General features: G+C 53.2%; 11 protein-coding genes and 1 tRNA gene. 11 read left to right on the top strand and 1 reads right to left on the bottom strand.

Annotated elements, in window-relative coordinates; translation table 11 throughout:
• The first annotated feature begins 45 nt into the window (after window positions 1-45).
• A complete protein-coding gene (pstC, locus tag EH198_RS08660; protein ID WP_124695137.1) occupies window positions 46-987 on the top strand; it encodes a phosphate ABC transporter permease subunit PstC in 942 nt (313 codons plus the stop codon).
• Window positions 988-1,869: a phosphate ABC transporter permease PstA gene (pstA, locus tag EH198_RS08665; protein ID WP_124695138.1), complete on the top strand. Its 882-nt coding sequence runs from the start codon at window positions 988-990 to the stop codon at window positions 1,867-1,869.
• Window positions 1,870-2,499: 630 nt separating this feature from the next.
• On the opposite strand, the gene EH198_RS08670 is transcribed toward pstA, so the two are convergent.
• Window positions 2,500-2,573, bottom strand: a tRNA-Arg gene (locus tag EH198_RS08670).
• A 191-nt stretch (window positions 2,574-2,764) separates the two neighbouring features.
• Here EH198_RS08670 and EH198_RS08675 point away from each other — a divergent pair.
• The 9 genes from EH198_RS08675 to EH198_RS08715 all read left to right on the top strand — a co-directional run bounded on the left by EH198_RS08675 (window position 2,765) and on the right by EH198_RS08715 (window position 14,495).
• Window positions 2,765-3,628: a hypothetical protein gene (locus EH198_RS08675; RefSeq protein ID WP_425464151.1), complete on the top strand. Its 864-nt coding sequence runs from the start codon at window positions 2,765-2,767 to the stop codon at window positions 3,626-3,628.
• 118 nt (window positions 3,629-3,746) lie between these two features.
• Window positions 3,747-5,087, top strand: coding sequence for a trigger factor (gene tig, locus EH198_RS08680; protein WP_124695139.1), 1,341 nt, complete (start codon window positions 3,747-3,749; stop codon window positions 5,085-5,087).
• A gap of 203 nt (window positions 5,088-5,290) precedes the next feature.
• Window positions 5,291-5,881: an ATP-dependent Clp endopeptidase proteolytic subunit ClpP gene (clpP, locus tag EH198_RS08685; RefSeq protein ID WP_124695140.1), complete on the top strand. Its 591-nt coding sequence runs from the start codon at window positions 5,291-5,293 to the stop codon at window positions 5,879-5,881.
• 11 nt (window positions 5,882-5,892) lie between these two features.
• On the top strand, window positions 5,893-7,149 hold the full coding sequence (clpX, locus tag EH198_RS08690; RefSeq protein WP_124695141.1) for an ATP-dependent protease ATP-binding subunit ClpX: 1,257 nt from the start codon (window positions 5,893-5,895) through the stop codon (window positions 7,147-7,149).
• Between the two features lie 160 nt (window positions 7,150-7,309).
• Entirely contained in the window at window positions 7,310-8,437 is a 1,128-nt protein-coding gene (gene ispG / locus EH198_RS08695) for a flavodoxin-dependent (E)-4-hydroxy-3-methylbut-2-enyl-diphosphate synthase (protein ID WP_124695142.1), read from the top strand.
• A 294-nt stretch (window positions 8,438-8,731) separates the two neighbouring features.
• A complete protein-coding gene (lonB, locus tag EH198_RS08700) occupies window positions 8,732-10,441 on the top strand; it encodes an ATP-dependent protease LonB (RefSeq protein WP_124695143.1) in 1,710 nt (569 codons plus the stop codon).
• 163 nt (window positions 10,442-10,604) lie between these two features.
• Window positions 10,605-12,968 carry an endopeptidase La gene (gene lon, locus EH198_RS08705; protein WP_124695144.1) on the top strand — a complete coding sequence of 788 codons (2,364 nt, stop codon included), beginning with the start codon at window positions 10,605-10,607 and terminating at the stop codon, window positions 12,966-12,968.
• A 20-nt stretch (window positions 12,969-12,988) separates the two neighbouring features.
• Window positions 12,989-13,609, top strand: a complete 621-nt coding sequence (gene yihA, locus EH198_RS08710) for a ribosome biogenesis GTP-binding protein YihA/YsxC (protein WP_124695145.1) — start codon at window positions 12,989-12,991, stop codon at window positions 13,607-13,609.
• A 103-nt stretch (window positions 13,610-13,712) separates the two neighbouring features.
• A complete protein-coding gene (locus tag EH198_RS08715) occupies window positions 13,713-14,495 on the top strand; it encodes a tyrosine-protein phosphatase (RefSeq protein WP_124695230.1) in 783 nt (260 codons plus the stop codon).
• The last annotated feature ends 74 nt before the right edge of the window (window positions 14,496-14,569 follow it).

The following is a 14,569-nucleotide window of genomic DNA, read 5'->3' on the forward strand; positions in this document are numbered from 1 at the left end:
CAGCCTCCGGCACATGCGGGGCTGGTTTTTTATAGGAGGAAAAGCATGGCACAACAGTCCTATGAACCGAACCCTGTGGTACAAAGCATCCGCACCAAGGCGGTTTCTGGCAGACGCCATCTCCGGCATTTGCTTGCAAACACCGTTGCCCGCTATTATTTTTTGTTCAGCATTTTGGCGCTCTGCTTCGTTCTGGCGCTGGTCATTCTCTTTATCGGCAAAACGGCGCTGCTGCTGTTCGGGCAGGTCACGCCGGCCCAATTCTTCCTCTCGTTTGACTGGACGCCGGAGGAAGACCGGTTCGGGGCGGCGGCCTTTATTTTGAACACCTTGTCGCTTACCGCGCTCACGCTGCTGATTTCGGTTCCCGTCTCGGTAGGCATGGCGGTGCTGACCGCCGAAATCGCGCCGGCCTGGCTCAAGCGCCTGATCCGTCCGATTCTTGACCTTCTGGTCGGCATTCCTTCTATTGTATACGGTTATCTTGGCTTGACTGTCCTTTTGCCGCTGCTTCGGCGCGCCAGCGGGGAAGGCCTCGGAGACGGCTTGCTTGCCGCGGCGCTCGTTCTGGCGCTGATGGTGCTGCCAACCATCGCCCGGATCAGCGACGATGCGATCACCGCCGTGCCGCGCAAATACCGTGATGCCGCCTATGCACTCGGCTCCACCCGGCTGCAGGTTATTATGCGCGTCGTGCTGCCTGCGGCCGGCAGAGGCATCCTTACGGCGGTCATTCTCGGAATGACGCGCGCGATCGGCGAGACGATGGCCGTCGTAATGGTGATCGGCAACACGCCGCAGCTGGCTAAGACACTGTTTACCCCGGCGTCGGTGCTGACGAGCAACATCGTGATGCAGATTTCCAACGTGGAATTCGACTCCACCTGGAACTATGCCCTGCATATGATGGCTTTTCTGCTGCTGCTGATTTCATTTTTACTGATACTGATTGTCCGGTTTTTGGGACGCAAAAGGAGGGAAGGATAGATGGACGGATTCTCCCGTTCGCGGCAAACCGCCCGGTCTATCCGGCGAGATAAGCTTGCGACCTACGGCTTCTACGGCCTCGGGGCTCTGGTTATGCTGCTGATTTTTTGGCTGCTGTTCACTATCTTGAGCAAAGGGCTGCCTGGGTTTGATTTCTCCTTCCTCATTCGCCAGCCCGAGGAGATCGATACCGGCGGCGGCATCGGCCCCGTGCTGTTCAATTCATTTTATATTCTGTTGATCTCGCTGGTCATTTCGATTCCCATCGGACTGGGGGCGGGGATCTACATGGCGGAATATGCGCCGGACAACGCCTTTACCGGAGCGCTGCGGATCTGCGTGGAATCCTTGTCCTCTGTGCCTTCCATTGTATTTGGGCTCCTGGGTCTGGCGATATTTACGGAGTACTTCGGATTGGGTCTGACCATTCTGGGGGGCGGCGTCAGTCTGGCGCTGCTGAACCTGCCAATGCTGGCTCGGGTTACGGAGGAAGCGGTGCGGGCGGTTCCAGACGAGCTGCGCGAGGCGGGCTACGCGCTGGGTCTGACCAAATTTTATTGCATCCGTAAAATCGTTCTGCCGGTCGCGCTGCCGTCCATTATTACGGGCATCTGCCTGGTTGCCGGCCGGGCATTTGGTGAATCTGCGGTAATTATCCTGACGGCGGGCCTCAGCACTTCGGGGGAAATGTGGGACTTCAATCTGTTCTCTCCGGGGGAGACGCTGGCCGTGCATTTATGGTATGTGCAATCGGAAGCGATTGTCGAGGACGCCCGGCAGATCGCCGATAAATCCGCCGCCGTGCTCGTGATCGTCGTGCTGCTGATCAATCTGGCGTTCCGCGCGCCGCTGTGGTGGGCCAAGCGCGGGACTGGGCGGTAATACCTGCATTCGATTATCTCTGGATGAAATAGGGCTGTCCCTCATGCCGCAAGGCTGAAACCGCTGAAATGCACGATTGTACTTGATCTATCTGGACATACGTTCAGAATTGCCTCTCCACCAGAAAGATCCGTGAAAGATCGCTTAATATCGGGGCCGCAGGACGAGTGAAACGGAATTTCTCCATCATATTTTTTAAAAAGGGCTCTTTGAGAAACCTGGGAGGGAATTTCTCCCCTTTAATCAGGCATTTTTGCATAAAATAAAGAAAAAGCGGCCCATAAGGTGGAGCTTTTCCCGTTCATGGGACTGGCCCGCCCTTTTTTACAAAATGAAAGGGAGGTTTTCCCGTTCGTTCACATAGCTGTTAAGCTCTAGCGCTTCTCCTTCGTCCAGATTATAGGCTCACGGGACAACCGCTACTGTGGTAGTTCCGGCGAACCTTTGGGGCTTCTCATCCCCGGACACAAAAAACGCCTTCCCGAAAGGGAAGGCATTTGACGTCTCGGTCGGGGTACAGCCCTACGGTCTGACTGCGAAGCGGATGCTTACGATGCGTCGCTCCGGCGAACCTTTGGGGCTTCTCATCCCCGGACACAAAAATGCCTTCCCGAAAGGGAAGGCATTTGACGTCCCAGGAGGGATTCGAACCCCCGACCGTGCGCTTAGAAGGCGCATGCTCTATCCAACTGAGCTACTGGGACATATAATACTGAAAAGCAAGCAAAAATTATAGTATCATAAAAACGGTGAATGTTCAACCTGTTTTTACAAAGCAATCACAGGGTATGCTATAATCATCAACTGAGACGTTTTGGAGAATCAGGAAGGAGGTGCCCTCATTCGAAATTCCAATTCCCCCGCCAAAGAAAATATCGTGCTTTTTCCAAAGACGTTGGACTACTATCAGATTCAACTGACGGTCATGCTGGAAAGCGAGCGTTACGGAGAAGCCATCGGGCTGCTGAGATTTTTGCTGCAGTGCCAGGGGCAGGAAGAGCGGCACTACGAGGAATGGCAATCGCTGCTGGATTGGCTGGAGGCGGCGTTTCCTTACGCATCGGAGGGCGAATATGTCGGCGAATCGCCGGCTCACGAAGAAGATATGGGCGCACAAGAGATGGCCCGGCAGATGGCAAAAGCCAAGCTTCAAGAGGATGCGGACTACGCGAACAAGCTTCTGCGCCGGGTCATGGACGAGCCTTTGTCGGAAGCGACGCTGCTCGCTCTGGAGCAGCTGTCTTTTTTTGAAGGAGAAGAGGTGGATTATGCCCTGACCGACTGGGTTCAGAAAGCTGGGATTCATCCCATTCTGCAATTCCGGACACTGCAGACGCTTCGCCGTCGGGGCGTCCAAGGGGCCGTTGAGCTGAAGAGAGGGTCGGAGAACGTCGTGGTGGAAATCGAACAAGTTCCTTTGCAGAACGATGATTTTCCTCCGCAGGTTGCTCAGGTGCTGGAACGGGTCGCGGAGCAGACGGAGACGCATGAGCCTACTTTGTATTATTTTGCGCAGGAGCTGTGGGGGCAGTTTATGATGTCGATCTACGGCTCGGAGGCCTATTATTCGATACTGACCGGCGAAGACGGAGTGCTGGATTTATGGGCGGGAGCGCTGCATCAGACGGTTTCCGAAACGCTGAACGGAACAAGAAATGAGGAAGAGACCCGAACGATGTACGGCATCACCGAAAGCATGCGATTTCCATTTGAACAGGCTTACCGGATGCTTAACAGTTTTGCGGGAAGGCCTTTGTAACCCCGTAGCTCGAGGCGAAAACGCATAACGCTACTTGAAAAGTATAATAATCTTTTATATAATATAATGGTTATTCTGTGCGTGATATGCGAACCAATTTTGGAGGGGAAAGTATAACATGAAAGCAACTTGGGAAAAAATAGAGAAGAACCTTGGCGTTCTTGAAGTTGAAGTTGACGCTGAGCGTGTAGCGCAAGCTCTCGACAAAGCCTTTAATAAAGTCGTTAAGAAAGCAAACGTACCCGGTTTCCGTAAAGGAAAAGTGCCGCGGCCGATTTTCGAATCTCGTTTTGGCGTGGAGAGCCTTTACCAAGACGCCATCGACATTCTGCTGCCTGAAGCTTACGGCGAAGCGGTTGAACAAGCCGACATCTTCCCTGTAGACCGTCCTGAAGTGGATATCGAGCAGTTCGGCAAGGGACAATCCTTCAAGTTCAAAGCCAAAGTTACCGTTAAGCCTGAAGTGACACTCGGCCAGTACAAAGGAATCGAAGTTCCCGTGCAAAAAGCCGAAGTGACGGACGAAGAATTGAACGCTGAACTGACTCGCTTGCAAGAGCGTCATGCCGAACTCGCAGTTATCGAAGACGAAGCGGCAGCGAGCGGCGACATCGCCGTAATCGATTTCGACGGATATGTTGACGGTGAAGCTTTTGAAGGCGGCAAAGCGGAGCGTCACTCCCTTGAGCTGGGAAGCAACTCCTTTATCCCGGGCTTCGAGGATCAAGTGATCGGTATGGCTACCGGCGATTTGAAGGACGTGGAAGTGACTTTCCCGGAGAACTATCAAGCCGAGAATCTTGCTGGCAAACCGGCCGTATTCAAAGTGAAACTGCATGAAATCAAACGCAAGCAGCTTCCGGAACTGGATGACGAGTTCGCGAAAGACGTTAGCGAGTTCGAAACGCTGGGCGAATACAAGGAAGACTTGAAGAAGCAACTGGAATCCCGCAAGGCGGAAGAGCTGAAAGGCGTGAAAGAAAACGCCGTTGTCGAGAAAGCCGCTGCCAATGCGGAAGTGGAAATCCCTGAAGCTATGATCGATAGCGAAGTTCAGAACATGGTTCGCGATTTCGACATGCGTCTCCGTCAGCAAGGCATGAACATGGACATGTTCCTCAGCTTCTCGGGCCAAACGCAGGAAGATCTGCGGGCACAAATGACGAATGATGCGGAGAAACGCGTCCGCAACAATCTGGTTCTCGAAGTGATCGCCAAGGAAGAGAACATCAAGGTTTCCGATGAGGAGTTTGAAGAAGAACTCTCCAAAATGGCTGAGACTTACAAACGCTCCGCTGAAGAAATTCGCGGTATTCTTACGGCGAACGGATCGCTCGACAGCCTGAAAGACGAGATCTCCCTTCGCAAGACCATCGATTTCCTCGTTGAGAACAGCAAGGAAGTTGAAGCTCCTGCAGAAGAAGCGGCCGAGAAATCGGAAGAAGCAAGCGCCGAATAAATCGGCGATTAATACGTTATAACCAGAGCGGCCCTATTTCGGGCCTCATACTCAAGCGATAAGGCACGTATATTATGTTACGTGCCTTATTTTTATGAAAGAAAAGCCTTCAGGAAGTGAAAAAATGACATTGCGCTTTGAACGTGTTAAAATACTTCTGAAAAGGCAAGACTAATTATATATAGAGAAATGAGGTTGGTGGCATGAGTCTGGTACCAATGGTTGTGGAATCGACAAATCGAGGAGAACGCTCTTACGACATCTACTCCCGATTGCTCAAGGACCGCATCATTTTCCTGAGCAACGCAATTGATGATGATGTTGCCAATCTGGTTATTGCCCAATTGCTTTTTCTGGCAGCCGAGGACCCTGAAAAGGACATCAACTTGTACATCAATTCACCCGGTGGTTCTGTAACAGCCGGCATGGGTATATATGATACGATGCAATATATCAAGCCAGATGTATCTACTATATGCGTCGGGATGGCGGCCAGCATGGGATCGCTGCTGTTAACGGCCGGGGCGCCGGGCAAAAGATATGCGCTTACCAACAGCGAGGTGATGATTCACCAACCGCTTGGCGGCGTTCAAGGTCAGGCGTCTGATATTTGGATTCACGCGGACTGGATTCTCAAAACAAGACAGAAGCTCAATAAAATTTATGTAAATCGCACCGGACAGCCCCTTGAAAAAATCGAGCGCGATACGGATCGCGACAATTTCATGAGTGCGGAGGAAGCGAAGGCTTACGGCCTGATTGACGAGGTTCTGGCTTCACCGATCAAATCCTAAGGGGTGGTTAAATGTTTAAATTTAATGATGAAAAAGGACAGCTGAAGTGCTCCTTCTGCGGAAAATCGCAAGAACAAGTGCGCAAGCTTGTAGCCGGACCTGGCGTTTATATATGTGACGAATGTATCGAATTGTGCACGGAAATCGTGGAAGAAGAGCTCGGACATGAGGAGGAGCTGGATCTGAAGGATATTCCGAAGCCAAAGGAAATCCGCGACATTCTCGACCAATATGTTATTGGCCAAGACCAAGCCAAGAAATCGTTGTCCGTAGCGGTGTACAATCACTACAAACGCATTAACAGCCAAAGCAAAATTGAAGACGTTGAACTGACGAAGAGCAATATCTTGCTGCTTGGTCCGACAGGCTCCGGTAAGACGCTGCTGGCTCAGACGATGGCGAAAATCATCAATGTGCCGTTTGCGATTGCGGATGCAACTTCATTGACCGAAGCCGGTTATGTCGGCGAAGACGTCGAGAATATTCTGCTGAAGCTGATTCAAGCTGCCGATTATGATGTTGAAAAAGCGGAACGCGGCATCATCTATATCGATGAAATCGATAAAGTGGCCCGCAAATCCGAGAACCCGTCGATTACCCGCGACGTTTCCGGCGAAGGCGTTCAGCAGGCATTGCTGAAGATTCTCGAAGGAACAGTCGCATCGGTACCGCCGCAAGGCGGACGGAAGCATCCGCATCAGGAATTTATTCAAATTGATACGACCAACATTCTGTTCATCGTCGGCGGTGCTTTTGACGGACTGGAACAGCTGATTAAACGCCGTGTCGGCAAGAAGGTCATCGGCTTCAACGCATCCGAAGGCGGCCAAAAGGAACTGAAAGCAGGAGAATACCTGTCAATGGTTCTGCCGGAGGATTTGCTAAAATTCGGTCTGATTCCCGAGTTTGTCGGCCGTCTGCCGGTCATCTCCACATTGGAGCCGCTTGACGAGAAGACGCTTGTGCGCATCCTTTCCGAGCCGAAGAACGCATTGACGAAGCAGTATGCCAAGCTGCTGGAAATGGACAATGTGTCGCTGAAATTCGAGCCGCAGGCGCTGGAAGCCATCGCCAAGGAAGCGATCAAGCGCAATACCGGTGCACGCGGACTTCGCGCCATTATCGAGAGCATTATGCTGGATGTAATGTACGAAGTTCCTTCCCGCGACGACATCAAGGACTGTGTCATTACGGAGAAGGTCGTTCAGGAGAAGGCATTGCCTGAACTGAACCTCAAGAAAGACAAGAAACAAGAGGAAAGTGCGTAAATACGCAGGAACGACTGCATCCTTCTCCTTAGAGGAGGGTATCCGTTTCTCGTATTGCGGCCTTTACAATATTAGCCTTATGTCTCCACCTTCTTCCGCCCCCCGTCTGTCTTAGCGGGAGCGGAGGGGGTGGAGCTTTGGCGTTATGGGGGAAGAAACCATGTTTCTCAGACATCAGACGCGTCCCGTCAATGTAGGCGGGATCACAATTGGCGGAAACAATGAGGTTGTCATCCAAAGCATGTGCACGACCAAGACAGCGGATGTTGAAGCGACGGTAGCCGAGATTCTTCGGCTGGAGGAAGCGGGCTGTCAGCTTGTACGGGTCACAGTCAATAATGAAGAGGCTGCAGCGGCCATCAAGGAAATCAAGCAGCGGATTCATATCCCGCTCGTTGCGGATATTCATTTTAATTACAAACTGGCCCTGCTGGCGATTGAGAACGGTATCGACAAGGTACGAATCAACCCCGGCAACATCGGACGGCGCGAGAAAGTCGAGGCGGTCGTCCAAGCCTGTAAGGATAAGGGGATACCGATTCGCATCGGCGTCAATGCCGGTTCACTTGAGAATCACCTGCTGGAGAAATACGGCTACCCGACTCCGGAAGCGATGGTGGAGAGCGCTCTGTACCATATCGGAATTTTGGAGGAGCTGGACTTTCACGACATTATCGTGTCGCTGAAGGCTTCAGACGTTCCGATGGCGATTGAAGCCTACCGCAAGGCGGCTGAAGTGATTCCTTACCCGCTGCATCTGGGCATTACTGAATCGGGCACGCTGTTCGCCGGTACGGTGAAGAGCTCCGCGGGAATCGGCGCCCTGCTCTCCATGGGGATAGGCAATACTGTGCGGATTTCACTCAGCGCCGATCCGGTGGAGGAAGTCAGAGTGGCGCGCGAGCTGCTGAAGACCTTTGGACTGATCGCGAATGCGGCGACGCTCATCTCCTGTCCGACATGCGGACGGCTTGATATCGATCTGTTCTCCATTGCGAATGAAGTCGAGGAGTATATCTCCAAGCTAAAAGTGCCGATCAAGGTGTCGGTGCTGGGCTGTGCGGTGAACGGTCCCGGTGAAGCGCGGGAAGCCGATATCGGCATTGCCGGAGCGCGCGGCGAAGGCCTGCTGTTCCGATACGGTGAGATGATCCGTAAAGTTCCTGAGGCGGATTTGCTGTCCGAGCTGAAGAAAGAAATCGACGCTATTGTTGTCCATTATGAAGCCACCGGGGAAATTCCCGGCCGCAAGGCTCATTACGAGTCCATCATGGGGACGGGGAAATAATACTAAACATCATATGGCTGCGGTCTTTCCCGGTGCGGGAGGGGCCGCTTTTTTAAAAATATAAGCATGTATAAGCCGGGGGCTTAACATTTTGACTTATATTTCTACGAGAAACGTACTTGCGTCTTATAAAGACGCCGTCAGGCGTTTCTTCTTGAATATAAGCTGCGCGTTTATCGTTTCATTGACTCGAATCCATCACGTTGTCCCGCCTTAAATCTGCTACATGCGTTTAGCCCTTACGGAAACGGCTATACTACCTAGTAGCAGAGTGAATGAAAGGGAGGATGACATATGGAACTGGGTTTATTGCTAATGGTCGTGCAGCTATTTTTCGCGCTGGTCATCGGCGTTTACTTTTGGAATTTGCTGCGGGGACAAAAGACGAACAAGACGGCGGTGGAGCGGGAATCGCGCAAGGAACTGGAGAAGCTGCGGAAGATGCGGGCTATCTCGCTGACCAAGCCGCTGGCCGAGAAGACGCGCCCGGCTTCAATCAAGGATATTGTCGGGCAGAAGGACGGCCTGCGGGCGCTGAAGGCGGCGCTGTGCAGCGCGAACCCGCAGCACGTCATCATCTACGGCCCGCCGGGAGTGGGCAAGACGGCGGCTGCACGGGTTGTTATGGAGGAGGCGAAAAAAAATCCGCTCTCCCCCTTTAAAGCGGACTCCAAGTTTACGGAAATCGATGCGACGACGGCGCGTTTTGACGAGCGGGGCATCGCCGATCCGCTGATCGGCTCGGTGCATGATCCGATCTACCAGGGAGCCGGAGCGATGGGTGTGGCGGGTGTGCCTCAGCCCAAGCCGGGGGCGGTTACGAAGGCGCATGGAGGCATTCTGTTCCTGGATGAAATCGGGGAATTGCATCCGATTCAGATGAACAAGCTGCTTAAGGTCCTGGAGGACCGCAAGGTTCTGCTGGAGAGCGCTTATTACAACTCGGAGGATGGGAATACGCCGGCGTATATCCACGATATTTTTCAAAATGGCCTTCCCGCCGATTTCCGGCTGGTCGGCGCCACAACGCGCTCGCCGCAGGAGATTTCCCCTGCGCTCCGGTCGCGCTGCATGGAAATTTATTTCCGGCCCTTGCTGCCGGACGAAATCTCGGTAATCGCCAGGGACGCGATTCAGAAGATCGGGTTGAAGCCAAGCCCGGAAGCCGTCTCCGTCGTTCAGCAGTATGCCACGAACGGACGCGAAGCGGTCAATATGATTCAGCTTGCGGCAGGGCTTGCGCTCACGGAGAATCGCGATACTTTGAGCGCGGCCGATGTGGAATGGGTTGCGGGCAGCAGCCAGCTACCGCTGCGTACCGAGCGCAAGATTCCTTCAGAACCGCAGGTAGGGGTGGTCAACGGACTGGCGGTCTACGGACCGGGCATGGGAACGCTGCTTGAAATTGAAGTCTCGGCGGCCCCCGCCTTTAACGGAATCGGCAGACTGAACGTTACCGGGGTCGTCGACGAAGAGGAAATCGGCGGCGGCTCGCGTACCATCCGCCGAAAGAGCATGGCGAAAGGATCGGTTGAGAATGTGCTGACCGTTCTGCGGAACATGAATCTTTCGCCCGACCAATATGATATACATGTGAACTTTCCCGGCGGCACTCCGATTGACGGACCTTCCGCCGGCGTGGCGATGGCGGTCGCGATTGTGTCCGCGATCCGCGGCCTTCCGGTGGACAACACGGTGGCAATGACCGGAGAGATCGGCATTCACGGCAGAGTCAAGCCGGTCGGAGGGGTAATTGCCAAGGTGGAAGCGGCCTTGCAGGCTGGCGCCACAACGGTGCTCGTACCCAAGGACAACTGGCAGTCGCTGTTCGCCGATCTGTCCCCTCTGCGAGTCATTCCCATCGAGACGGTGGAAGAGGCTTTCCGTCTTGTCTTTGGCGCTCATCTCGAAGATATTCGCTTGCCCGCCGTTGCCGGCGAGACCTTTGCGGCCTCTCCGTCGCTGCTGAAGGCGGACGCGTCGGGAGAAAGCGCCAATCTTTAAGGCCGTCCCGAAGGTTAACCGGTCAATATGCTAAGTGCCCGCTTATACTCATTTTGCGCCAACCGGCCGCTTTGTGCGGCCCGTTGGTGTTTTGATGCCGCTTTTGTTAAAATATAAAAACAACGATATGACACACACGAGAGCGATTGGAGGTCCGAAAGCGATGGTATCCAAACAGACTAAAGGTCGTCGTTTTCCTTTATTGCCGCTCAGAGGTCTTCTAGTGTATCCCAGCATGGTCCTCCATCTGGATGTGGGACGCGAGAAGTCGGTTAAAGCGCTGGAAAAAGCGATGGTAGAAGATAATTTGATCCTCCTCTGTTCACAATCCGAAGTCAATATTGAAGAGCCGGGTCAGGAAGATATTTTTCGGGTCGGTACAGTCGCGAATGTACGGCAAATGCTGAAGCTGCCCAACGGCACCATCCGTGTCCTTGTGGAGGGCGTCGAACGTGCCGAGATCATCCACTATACCGATAATGAAGAGTATTACGAGGTTATGGCGCGCGAGCTGCCCGAGCAGCCGGACGGAGATCCGGAGAGTGACGCTCTGATGCGCACCGTGCTGAGCCAGTTCGAACATTATATTACATTATCCAAAAAGGTAACGCCCGAGACGCTCGCTGCGGTATCGGATATCGAAGAGCCCGGACGTCTCGCCGATGTGATCACCAGCCACCTGGCGCTGAAGATCAAGGAGAAGCAGGAAATTCTGGAGACGATCGACGTCCGCAAGCGACTGGAGAAACTGCTTGATATTCTGGGCAATGAGCGCGAGGTACTGGAGCTGGAACGCAAAATCAACCAGCGCGTCAAGAAACAGATGGAAAAGACCCAGAAGGAATACTACTTGCGCGAGCAAATGAAGGCGATCCAGAAGGAGCTTGGCGACAAGGAAGGCCGGGCAGGCGAAGCCGAGGAGCTCCGTGCCCAGGTCGAGGAGAAGGATCTGCCGGAACGGGTTCGGGAAAAGATCGACAAGGAAATCGACCGGCTCGAAAAAATGCCTGCAAGCTCCGCAGAAGGCGGCGTCATCCGCAACTACGTGGAAATGCTGCTCAGCCTTCCCTGGAACGACTGGACCGAGGACGATCTGGATATCGCCAAGGCCGAGCAGGTGCTCGACGAAGACCACTATGGACTGGATAAGCCGAAAGAGCGGGTACTGGAATATCTTGCCGTTCAGAAGCTTGTCAAAAAGCTGAAGGGCCCGATCCTCTGTCTTGTCGGTCCTCCAGGGGTCGGCAAAACCTCCTTGGCACGATCGATTGCGCGTTCACTGAACCGCAAGTTCGTCCGCATCTCCCTTGGCGGTGTGCGCGATGAAGCGGAGATCCGCGGCCACCGCCGGACTTATGTGGGCGCGATGCCTGGGCGGATCATCCAGGGTATGAAGACCGCGGGTTCGCTCAATCCCGTCTTCCTGCTCGACGAAATCGACAAGATGGCTTCCGATTTCCGCGGTGACCCATCCGCCGCGCTGCTTGAGGTTCTCGATCCGGAACAGAATAATACATTCAGCGATCACTTCGTGGAGATTCCGTTCGATCTGTCGAACGTCATGTTCGTGACCACAGCCAACGCCGTGCACAATATTCCGCGTCCGCTGCTTGACCGGATGGAGATGCTGTATATTCCCGGCTATACGGAGCTTGAGAAGCTGCAAATCGCAGGGCGCTATCTGCTGCCGAAGCAGAAGAAGAATCACGGGCTGGAGGACGGCCAGCTCACAATCGAGGAAGGCACGCTGCTGCGTGTCATCCGCGAATATACGCGGGAATCCGGCGTTCGGAATTTGGAGCAACAGGTTGCCGCGCTATGCCGGAAGGCGGCGAAGCAGATTGTATCGGGAGAGAAGGAGAACGTCAGCATTTCCCCCGATGACATCAAGGATTACCTCGGGACAGCCAAATACCGTTACGGTATGGCAGAACTTGAAGATCAAATCGGCACGGTAACCGGCCTGGCCTGGACAGAGGTGGGCGGAGATACGCTGCTGATTGAAGTAACGGTGTTGCCGGGAAGCGGCAAGCTCATACTGACCGGTCAACTGGGCGATGTCATGAAGGAGTCGGCGCAGGCCGCATTCAGCTACACGCGTTCCAAGGCAGATGAGCTTGGCATCCCGTCCGATTTTTACGAAAAGAACGATATTCATATTCACATTCCTGAAGGCGCGATTCCGAAGGATGGACCTTCGGCAGGCATTACAATCGCTACGGCGTTAGTATCCGCACTCACCAAGCGTCAAGTCTCGAAGGATGTGGCGATGACGGGCGAGATTACGCTGCGCGGGCGGGTGCTGCCGATTGGCGGGCTTAAAGAGAAGTCGCTTGCCGCTCACCGCGCCGGCTACAAAAAAATCCTGCTCCCCAAAGACAACGAGCGGGATCTGAAAGAAATTCCGGAGAGCGTGAAGAATGACGTGGAATTCGTGCCTGTCTCCCATATGGACCAGGTGCTGCACCACGCGCTTGTGGAACAGGCGGCGAAGATCGCGGATCATCCCGTCCAAAGTTTGCAATAGGTTTTCAGAAAGGAAGTCAGATGAAAGTAACCCAAGCCGAGTTTGTTATCAGTGCCGTCGGCCCGAGTCAGTACCCTGAAGACGCCTTGCCGGAGATTGCTCTGGCAGGGCGCTCCAATGTGGGGAAGTCGTCCCTGATCAATCGAATGATTAGCCGCAAAAATCTGGCCCGCACCAGCTCCACTCCGGGCAAGACGCAGCACATGAACTATTACCGTATTAATGATCTTATGTATTATGTCGATTTTCCCGGTTACGGTTACGCCAAAGTATCCAAGGTCCAACGTGCGGCCTGGGGCAAAATGGTGGAGAAGTATTTGGCCGAACGCGAGACCCTCAAGCTGGTGCTGCTCGTGCTCGACCTTCGCCACCCGCCGACCGCCGACGACAGGATGATGTACGAATGGTTAAAGCACTATGACATCCCGATGTGCGTCGTCGCGACCAAAGCGGACAAAATCCCGAAGACCCGGCTGCCGAGGCATATCAAGATTATGAAAGAAGCGCTCGGGGTGCTTCCAGGCGAAAGCTTTATTCCATTTTCTTCGGAACTTGGTCTTGGAAAAGACGAGCTCTGGGCGTTGATCGAGAGTCAGATTGCCACGGAGGAAGAGGCGGACCCGGACACCGAAAATGAGTAAGCCATTTGCAGGATGATATCAAGCAACTATTTCCAAGTGAAATGGTTGTTTTTTTTTTATTAATACTCTACAAATTTTAAGTGAAAGGGACGATAAAATGAATATGATCGATATTCATAGTCACATCCTGCCTTTTGCAGATGATGGTGCATCCGATTGGGAAGATGCTCTTGCCATGGCCCGGGATGCCCATAAGGACGGTATTCATACCGTCGTCGCAACACCCCATCATGCCAATGGCCAATATCTGAATCCGGCAGATGGCGTATTGGATGGGGTAGAGAGAATGAATGAGAAGCTCCGTCTGGAGGGCATACCGCTGAACGTTCTTCCAGGCCAGGAAATTCGGGTTTACGGTAATCTGCTTGATGATTTGGAGAGCGGGATATTATTGCCGCTGGCTTCCTCGCGTTATATCCTGCTGGAAATGCCTTCATCAAGGGTGCCAAGCCGAATGGAAGAGCTGTGCCATGAACTGGTCATTCAAGGCTACGTGCCCGTTATTGCCCACCCGGAGCGTAATGCCGAGATTGCCGCTCATCCGGAACGGCTTCAAAGACTGGTCGAAATCGGAGCTCTTGGACAGTTGACGGCGCAGAGTCTGACGGGCGTATTCGGAGGCAAGCTGCAGAAGCTGTCGCTGGAATTATGCCGCCGGAATACGATTCATGCAGTGGCTTCGGATGCCCATGACGGAGGAACTAGGTCTTTTAGTCTATCTCAGGCCTATCAGGTGATTGACAAACTATTAGGGGGGGAGACTTCAGACTATTTTCGAAAGAATGCGCAGAATATTGTCGGTAATTCACCGATAGATCAGAGAATTGTTGAGAATGAAGGAAAAAAACGTCATAATTTATTCGGATTATTTTTCAGAAAAAGCTAACCAAATTTTTCATATAATGATAGAATAAGATTCATGACTTTGTTAATTTTTGCACAAATGGGTACATGGCACTG

It is taken from the genome of Paenibacillus rhizophilus (assembly GCF_003854965.1).
GTDB lineage: Bacteria > Bacillota > Bacilli > Paenibacillales > Paenibacillaceae > Paenibacillus_AQ > Paenibacillus_AQ rhizophilus.